The 402-nt window shown below is 60.9% G+C and carries 1 protein-coding gene; it reads left to right on the plus strand.

Annotation, left to right across the window (positions count from 1 at the left end):
* Positions 1-114 precede the first annotated feature (114 nt).
* Positions 115-402, plus strand: a 288-nt coding sequence (locus SB765_RS28150) for an ABC transporter substrate-binding protein (RefSeq protein WP_410932289.1), incomplete at its 3' end; no start/stop codon positions are given.

Raw genomic sequence — 402 nt, forward strand, 5'->3', positions numbered from 1 at the left:
GTGAACGCATTCGCGTCTGGCCGCTGCGCTTCTGACTCCAAACCAACACCTTCAGGCGCCTTGACCCGGCCACGGGAAAGGAGGTTTCAAACCCTTCACTCAAAAGAACCGAATATGCGTAAAACCTTGCGTCGCCACCTGCTCGCCAGCCTGTTCCTGCTGGGCGCGCCTACCTTGCTGCCGGCTGTTGCCGCAGCTGCCGACAACCAGCAATTCGTGCCCATGGCCACCTACCGGGTCGGCGCCTATGCCTCCAGCGGGATCCCGTGGTGGGCCGGCGAAATCGACTATTTCCGCTACATCAACGAGGTCGAAGGCGGCATCAACGGCGTCAAACTCACCTGGCAGGAATGCGAGACCGAGTGGAACGTCGACCGCATCCTCGAATGCTACGAGCGCTAC

It is taken from the genome of Pseudomonas sp. SIMBA_067 (genome assembly GCF_046534675.1).
Classification (GTDB): Bacteria; Pseudomonadota; Gammaproteobacteria; order Pseudomonadales; family Pseudomonadaceae; genus Aquipseudomonas; species Aquipseudomonas putida.